Below are 8,061 nucleotides of genomic sequence, written 5' to 3'. Positions count from 1 at the left end.
TCACGGCCGGTCGTTGCAGCGCCGCCTGCCTGTTCGACGATGAAAGCCATCGGATTGGCTTCATACATCAGGCGCAGTTTGCCGCCTTTGCTCTTGATCTTCGCATCCAGCGGATAGAAGAACACGCCACCGCGCGTGATGATGCGATGCACGTCCGCCACCATCGACGCGACCCAGCGCATGTTGAAATCTCTTGCGCGCGGGCCGTCGGTGCCGGCCAGCAGTTCGCCGATGTAGCGTTGCATCGGAGGCTCCCAATGGCGCTGGTTGGACATGTTGATCGCGAATTCGCCGGTTTCTTCCGGGATTTGAATAGCGCGGCGGCTGAGCGTGAAGCTGCCCACTTCGCGATCGAGCGTGAACTCGTGCGTGCCGTGACCGAAGGTAAGCACCAGCACCGTGGCAGGACCGTATACGACATAACCAGCCGCGAGCTGCGTGGTGCCTTTCTGCAGGAAGTGCTCCGCCTTCGGTTCAGTGATCCCATCGGGACAACGCAGGACTGAGAAGATCGTGCCCACGGAAATGTTCACGTCGATGTTGGAGCTGCCATCCAGCGGATCGAACAGCAACAGGTGATGGCCCTTCGGATACATATCCGGAATCGGCTGCGGATCTTCCATCTCTTCTGACGCACACGCCGCAAGCTGACCGCCCCATGCATTGGCCTCGAGCAGGATTTCGTTGGAGATCACATCCAGCTTCTTCTGCGCTTCGCCCTGAATGTTGCCGGTGCCAGCTTCGCCCAGTACGCCACCTAACGCACCTTTGTTTGTTGCCACGGCAATGCGCTTGCACGCGCGGGCAACCACTTCGATCAGCAGCGAGAGTTCGGCATTCACGCGGCCGGCACGACGTTCCTCGATCAGGAACTGGATCAGCGAAATGGGCTTCATGGCGGACCTGTAAGTAAAGAGACCGCCATTTTCCCGGGTCCGCCCCCGGGGCGCCAGCGATAAGGCTGAACCGGCCTCGATGCTGCTGCTGACAACACGCTGGCAGTAGGTGGGGCGCAAGCTTCATGTCATCGAAAACGGAGGGACGATCATGCGCGACACGGTTTATGTGCTGGTTTTCGAAGGATTTGCCGACTGGCAGGTGGCCCTCGCACTGAGCGAAATCCGCCGGCCAGGCGATTGGGAGGTCGATACGGTCGGTTTCAGCCGCGAGAGCGTGACGTCGATGAGCGGCATGCGTGTGGTGCCCGATTGCAGCCTGGACGAGCTGGATTTGGATGCAGTGGCGTTGCTGATGTTGCCGGGCGGCCACGTGTGGCTGTCCGCGTACGCCGAGCAAATCACCCGTGCAGTACGTCGCGTCCATGACGCGGGTGCGCCGGTGGCGGCGATCGATGATGGCGTGCTGGCCCTCGCCCGCGCGGGTTTGATCGATCGTTGCAGGCACACCGCCAACTGGGCAGGACATCTCGGCCGCGACGTGCCCGCTTACAAGGGTCATGAGCAATACGACGCAAATGTGCTGGCGGTCAGCGACGGCGGCGTCATCACCGCCAGTCATCTGGGGAGTGTGGAATTCGCACGCGAAATCATCCACACGCTGGATTTGTACAGCGCCAGCGATCGGCATCACTGGTATCGACTTTTCAAACACGCCATTCCACCGCCGTGGTTTGCGGGTGAACCCACTGAAATCATCCGCGCCGCGTGAGGAGTTCGTCATGAAAAATCTGACTCATCGCATTCTGATGGCCTATCGCCCGCTCTACCTGCGCGGTCTGCTGATGGACGGGCAATACAAGGTGCCCGACGCCGAACAGAAACCGCCGGTCAAAGGCAGCAAGGTGATTCATCTGGTGCCGGCGTTCGAACCCAGGCGCACGCGTGTCCTGCACGTCACGCCAGCTGCCGCTTTCACCCGACTTTTGGCGCGTATCGCGAGATCTGTCGCGGGACCTTCCGTCAAACCCATCGCCAAATTGCATCGCTGAAACGCGAGTAACGCGATCTTTTCAACAGGGACATCATCATGCAAAAGACCTATCACGGAAGTTGCCATTGCGGTGCGGTGAAAATCGAAGCCGATATCGATTTCGCGCACGGCACCGGACGCTGCAACTGCTCGATCTGCGCAAAGACGCGGCAATGGGGCGTGATCGTCAAACCCGAAGCGTTTCGCTTGATCAGCGGCGAAAACGAGATGACCGACTACCAGTTCGGTTCCTACATGATGCATCACCTGTTTTGCCGCCGCTGCGGTGTGCGCGTGTTCGGCAAAGGTCATCTCGATGTGCTGGGCGGCGATTTCTACAGTGTCTATCTGGCGAGCCTCGACGATGCAGAGCCGGTCGAACTGATCGACGCGCCAATGCACTTCAGCGACGGACGTAACAACAACTGGCAATCGGCGCCGGCCGAAACACGACATTTGTGACTCACTACGACGCGGAGCTCATGTCATGACTTCAAAAATCGACTTCTACCACGCACCGAACAGCCGATCGGGCGGCACGCTCGCGCTGCTTGAAGAACTGGGTGTGGATTACGAGTTGCACCTGGTCAATCTCAAATCAGGCGAGCAGCGGCAGGCTGCGTATCGGCACGTCAATCCGATGGGCAAAGTGCCGGCGATTCGTCATCTGGATACGCTGATCACCGAACAGCCCGCAGTGTTCCTGTATCTGGCCGATCTGTTTCCGGAAAAGGGATTGGCGCCGGCGATCGGCGATCCATTGCGCGGTCCGTACGTGCGCTGGCTGGTTTACTACGGTTCGTCGTTCGAACCGGCCGTCGTCGATCGCTCCGCCAAGCGCGAACCTGTTGCACCAAGCACGTCGCCCTACGGTACGTGGGATGATGTGTACAACACGATTACCGGCCAGTTGGAAAAGGGCCCTTACTTGCTCGGTGAGCGCTTCACGGCAGCGGACGTGCTCTGGGGCGGCGCGTTGCACTGGATGACGCTGTTCAAAATCATGCCGGAAACGCCAGCCGTACGCGCATACATCGATCGGGTGGTCACGCGGCCCGCCATCCAGCGCGCCGCCGCCAAAGATGTCGAATACGCCGCGCAGCAGGCGGCTGCCTGAGCAGCACGGGCAAGTTGACGATCATGCACACCGGCAGCTTGCCCATGTCTGTCTCACGCACTGCGACGATGACACGTGACTTCGGACGCTGGCTCATAACCGCCGCGTGGGCGATCATGTGGCAATGCGTCGCGCCGACCGCCTCTTTCTCATCATTAATGCCCTACGTGGGCGCCGTACTGCGTTGCAAGCGAGACAGCTTGCCGAAACGCTGGGCGTCTCGCTGCGTACGGTTTACCGCGACGTGGCCGACCTGCAACTTTCAGGCGTACCGATCGAAGGCGAAGCGGGCGTCGGTTACGTCCTGCGCAAAGGTTCGGACATCCCGCCCCTGATGTTTACCGCCGACGAACTCGAATCTCTGGTGGTTGGCACGCGCTTTGTCCGCGCTTTTGCCGGCGAGAAACTGGCCGCCGGTGCACAGGCGGCGCTGGTGAAAATCGAAGCGGTGTTGCCGCCGGAGTTGCGCGAGCGTTCCTCTCGCACGCGCATTTACGCACCGATCTGGCGCGACGAAGAATCCACGGCTTTCGCGGCGCGCATCGATCAGTTGCACGCATCGATTGAAGCGCAGCGTGTGCTACGGCTGTTCTACAAGGATGAAGTCGGGCACGAAAGCGAGCGCCAGGTGGAACCGCTCTGCCTCGCTTTCTGGGGCGGCAAATGGACGCTTGGCACGTGGTGCCGTTTGCGTAGCGATTTTCGCAATTTCCGCCCGGATCGCATCGGTCGGCTCGAAGAAACCGGCGAAGTCTTCGATAGTCCGTCGGGCCGTAACCTGGAGGCATATCTCCAGGCCATGCGCGGTTATTACTCGGGTCTGGAATAGCCGCTTACCGGGGCCTTACGTCGGCGATGCCGGTTTCCATCGTGCATGGCGGCAGTGCCAGAAGCGCCTGTGCTTCGGTTACCCTGCGTGGACCAGGACTACCGCAGGAGTCGAGTCATGTCGTTAGGCGTGCGCCATCCGTTGTTGTCCATCGCGCCGGGCAAGCTGCGCCCGACGCAGATGACCGTGGGCAGGGCCGAAGTCTCGGACAAACGCTCCGAGTGGGAAAAACTCGGTAAAAAGAAGCGCAAGGACCTGCTGGCCCAGCACTGCTTTCCAGGCGTTCTGGGGCCGAAGAATCAGGTCTTCATCGTCGATCATCATCATCTTGGTTTGGCGCTGTACGAAGAAGGCGTCAAAGAGGTGCCCGTGATGATCCAGCGCGATTTCTCATGGCTGGAACTGCCTGTGTTCTGGCATACGATGGAATTCAATCGCTGGGCGCATCCGTACGACCAGCACGGTCAACGCCAGACCTATGACGCGATTCCAAAGACGCTCAAGGATATGGCAGACGATCCGTTCCGCACCCTCGCTGCACGTGTGCGCCTGGCCGGCGGGTATTCGAAAGATGCGACACCCTACTCGGAATTTCTGTGGGCCGATTTCTTCCGCCGCAACATGAAGCTGAAGAACGGTAACGTCACACCGAAAGTTTTACAGGACGCGCTGCTGATGGCGCATGCGCACGACACGGCATATCTGCCGGGCTGGAGCGGCCAGATTCAATGAACGCCACGACGGCCTCGTCCTCGCGCATCGCCGATGTGCTGGCGGGTCTGGCGATTGCCGGTTTGCTGGTGCCTGAAGCAGTGGCGTATTCGGGCATCGCCGGCATGCCGCCGCAGGCAGGCGTCATTGCGCTGTTTATCGGTTTGATCTGCTACGGCCTGTTGGGCCGCAGTCGATTTGCGATTGTGTCCTCGACATCGTCATCGGCCGCGGTGCTTGCGGCCGGAACGCTGGCACTTGCCGGCGGTGCGGTCGCAGCGCGTGTTGCCATCGGGGCGACCTTGGTGCTGTTTGGCGGTGTCTGTTTTCTGCTCGCGGGTTTTGCGCGATTGGGCAGCCTTTCGCATTTGATTGCGCGTCCCGTGCTGCGTGGTTACACGTTTGGACTGGCCATCGTCATCGCACTCAAGCAGTTGCCGCACCTAGGTGGCTGGCCGGATCTGCATGGCGATTTCGTACCGTTGCTGGTGGCGGACTTGGTGCGAACAAGCAATCAGGTAAGCGTTATCACGTTGATCGCCGGCTTGCTTGCGCTTGCGTTGCTGTTCGTGTGCGAGCGTGTAAAACGCTTGCCCGGCAGCTTGCTGGTGATTGCGCTCGGTGTCGCTGCATCCGGCTGGCTGGAAGCGCGTGGTGTACCTCTGACGGGCGCCATCGATCTGCATATGGCGCTCGACATGCCGACTTGGCCGACGCGCGGTCAGTGGTTGCCGAGCGTGGAATTGGCGGCCGCGTTGCTGTTGATTCTCTATGCGGAGTCGTACAGTTCGATCCGTGGTTTCGCGCTCAAGCACAACGATCCGGTGGAACCTAATCGCGATCTGCTGGTGCTTGGCGTAGCGAACGTACTGTGCGGCTTGTTTCACGGTATGCCGGTGGGCGCAGGTTACTCGGGCACGTCCGCGAACGAAGCGGCGGGTGCTCAATCGCGTCTAGCCGGTTTGATTGCCGGCGCGAGCGTGCTGTTCATGGTGGCGTTGCTGTTGCGCTGGATCGAACGCATTCCACTTGCGGTGCTCGCGGCGATTGTCATTCACGCAGTAAGCAAGTCCTGGCGCGTTTCGGTATTCAAACCTTATCTGCAGTGGAAGCGCGATCGTTTGATTGCATTGGCCGCCGTTGTCGCCGTGTTGTCGCTCGGCATCCTCAACGGTTTGCTTGTCGCGATCGCCTTCAGCCTGATCATGCTGTTGCGCCAACTCGCCGTAGCGCACTTGAGCGTGCTTGGCCGACTAGCGAACGGTCACGACTTCGTCGATATCGAGCAACATCCGGATGCGGTGCAACCGCCCGATTTGTTGATTCTTCGACCCGAAGAGCCCTTGTTTTTCGCCAATGCCGAATCGGTGATGACCTTGGCGCGCCAGAAAGTCGAACAGCGGGCCGGGCTCAAGCAGGTCATACTGAGTCTGGAGGAATCGCCCGACCTGGACAGCACCACGCTGGAAGCGCTCAGCGATTTTGCGAGCTGGCTGCAGTCGCGCGGCGTAACGCTTCGCGTCGCACGCCTGAAAGACGAAACCCGCGCTTTGTTGCTGCGCGTAAACCTACCCCAGCTTTCGCCACAAGCGCTCAACAACTGGAGCGTGGAAGATGCGGTTTCGGCGTTCACCGCCACGCCACCATCAACGGGAAATCACGCGTAGTGAAAACGGCATCACGTATCGGTTCTATCGCGCTCGGCCTTGCACTGACACTGCCCGCCTTCGCGCAGCAGGACGCCGACGGGCGCTTCAAGCAGATCTATCAGCAAGAATGGGCATGGCGCACAGGTCAGGCTGGCGTTTCCACATCCGGCGAGCCGCAGCCCAATAACGGTCGCCTGGATCAGGTCGATGCGCAGAGCCAGCAGCAGCGGCTCGATTATTGGCGCAAGGTCATGAGCCAGCTCGACGCCATCGACGTTAAGCAGCTGACGCCTGCCGAGCAGGTGAATTACGCGGTATATCGCGAGCAGATCCACAACTTCATCGCCGATCAGCAATTTCAGCTATGGCAGATGCCGTTCAACAGCGACTCGGCGTTCTGGAGCGAGTTGAACGACGATCTGCAGAGCGATGACCTTCGCAGCGAAACCGATTATCGGCACTACGTCGACCGTCTTGGTCAGGTGCCTGCGTATTTCGATCAGCAGATGGCCAACATGCGCGCAGGCCTGAAGCGTGGTTTCACCGTGCCGCGTGCCGTGCTGGCAGGCCGCGATCAGTCCATCGCATCCGTGGCGGATGTCAAAGATCCCACGCAAACCAGTTTCTATCAGCCGCTATTGCACATGCCGTCGAGCATTCCTGCGACCACGGCGGCAGCCATTCAGGCCGATGCGCGCCAGAAGATCAGCCAGGGCGTGATTCCCGCCTACGCAAAGCTGCTGACGTTCTTCCGCTCGGAATACGTGCCGCAAGCGCGCACGACACTTGCTGCCGAAGCACTACCGGACGGTAAGAATTACTACCGCCAGCAGATACACGAATACACCACGCTCGATCTCGATCCGGACACCATTCACAAGATTGGCCTGGATCAGGTCGCGAAGATCCATGCAGAAATGTTGCAGACCATGCAGCAAACCGGCTTCAAGGGAAGCTTTCCCGATTTTCTGCATTACCTGCGCACCGATCCGCAGTTCTACGCAAAGACTCCGCAGGAATTGCTGGACAAATCGGCATGGGTGGCGAAGGAAGTGGATGGCCAGGTGGGTAAATTCTTCGGCCACCTGCCGCGCAAGCGCTTCACCATCGAGCCGGTGCCGGCGGATATTGCGCCTTACTACACCTCAGGACGCGGTGGTCCGGATGTTTATTTGGTAAACACCTACGACTTGCCTTCGCGTCCGCTCTTCAACATGCCCGCACTCACGCTGCATGAGTCGTATCCGGGCCACGCATTGCAGCTGGAATTGGCCGAGGAAGAAAACGATCAGCCGGCGTTTCGCCGCAACGGCTACATATCCGCTTACGGCGAAGGCTGGGGTCTGTATTCGGAATATCTCGGCAATGAAATGGGCATCTACAAAACGCCCTATCAGCGCTTCGGCTTTCTCACCTATCAGATGTGGCGCGCATGCCGGCTCGTTGTCGACACCGGCATTCATCATCTTGGCTGGACGCGTCAGCAGGCGATCGATTACATGACGCAAAACACCGCGCTGTCGGATCGCGAAATCGCCAACGAAGTCGATCGCTACATCAGCTGGCCCGGTCAGGCACTCTCGTACGAACTGGGTTATCTGAAAATCCTGGACCTGCGCGCGAAAGCCGAAAAGGCGTTGGGACCGAAGTTCGATATCCGCGCTTTCCACGACACGATTCTCGCGACCGGCTCGGTGCCCTTGCCGGTGCTGGAGCAGCGTATCGATCGTTTTATCGAAGCGGGAGGACCGGAACCCGATTACGGCTGCGATTGCGCCAAAAGCGGAAAAGCCCCCTGAATCGGACGTTGGAAGGCCTACTGGCGA

9 protein-coding genes are annotated in these 8,061 nt (G+C 59.7%); 8 read left to right on the top strand and 1 reads right to left on the bottom strand.

The features are described from left to right. Positions 1-896, bottom strand: an 896-nt coding sequence (locus VK725_RS17220) for a class 1 fructose-bisphosphatase (protein WP_325319289.1), incomplete at its 3' end; no start/stop codon positions are given. A gap of 151 nt (positions 897-1,047) precedes the next feature. On the opposite strand from VK725_RS17220, the gene VK725_RS17215 reads away from it, so the two are divergent. The 8 genes from VK725_RS17215 to VK725_RS17180 all read left to right on the top strand — a co-directional run bounded on the left by VK725_RS17215 (position 1,048) and on the right by VK725_RS17180 (position 8,034). Next, the gene (locus tag VK725_RS17215; protein ID WP_325319288.1) at positions 1,048-1,668 is read left to right on the top strand and encodes a DJ-1/PfpI family protein; all 621 of its coding nucleotides are present in this window, start codon (positions 1,048-1,050) and stop codon (positions 1,666-1,668) included. 10 nt (positions 1,669-1,678) lie between these two features. Further along, positions 1,679-1,948: a hypothetical protein gene (locus VK725_RS17210; protein WP_325319287.1), complete on the top strand. Its 270-nt coding sequence runs from the start codon at positions 1,679-1,681 to the stop codon at positions 1,946-1,948. 38 nt (positions 1,949-1,986) lie between these two features. Continuing rightward, a complete protein-coding gene (locus tag VK725_RS17205) occupies positions 1,987-2,391 on the top strand; it encodes a GFA family protein (protein WP_325319286.1) in 405 nt (134 codons plus the stop codon). 25 nt (positions 2,392-2,416) lie between these two features. Then, on the top strand, positions 2,417-3,046 hold the full coding sequence (locus tag VK725_RS17200; RefSeq protein WP_325319285.1) for a glutathione S-transferase family protein: 630 nt from the start codon (positions 2,417-2,419) through the stop codon (positions 3,044-3,046). 124 nt (positions 3,047-3,170) lie between these two features. After that, positions 3,171-3,875 (top strand): YafY family protein, encoded by a 705-nt coding sequence (locus VK725_RS17195; protein WP_325319284.1) that lies wholly within the window; start codon positions 3,171-3,173, stop codon positions 3,873-3,875. Between the two features lie 117 nt (positions 3,876-3,992). Beyond that, on the top strand, positions 3,993-4,607 hold the full coding sequence (locus tag VK725_RS17190) for a ParB-like protein (RefSeq protein WP_325319283.1): 615 nt from the start codon (positions 3,993-3,995) through the stop codon (positions 4,605-4,607). Further along, a complete protein-coding gene (locus VK725_RS17185) occupies positions 4,604-6,253 on the top strand; it encodes a SulP family inorganic anion transporter (protein WP_325319282.1) in 1,650 nt (549 codons plus the stop codon). Before VK725_RS17190 ends, VK725_RS17185 begins: the two co-directional genes overlap by 4 nt. Further along, a complete protein-coding gene (locus tag VK725_RS17180; protein WP_414648526.1) occupies positions 6,253-8,034 on the top strand; it encodes a DUF885 domain-containing protein in 1,782 nt (593 codons plus the stop codon). Before VK725_RS17185 ends, VK725_RS17180 begins: the two co-directional genes overlap by 1 nt. Positions 8,035-8,061: the final 27 nt, after the last annotated feature.

The sequence above is a fragment of the Dyella sp. genome (assembly GCF_035486915.1).
Lineage (GTDB): Bacteria > Pseudomonadota > Gammaproteobacteria > Xanthomonadales > Rhodanobacteraceae > Dyella_B.
This window is presented reverse-complemented; position numbering and strand designations above follow the sequence as displayed.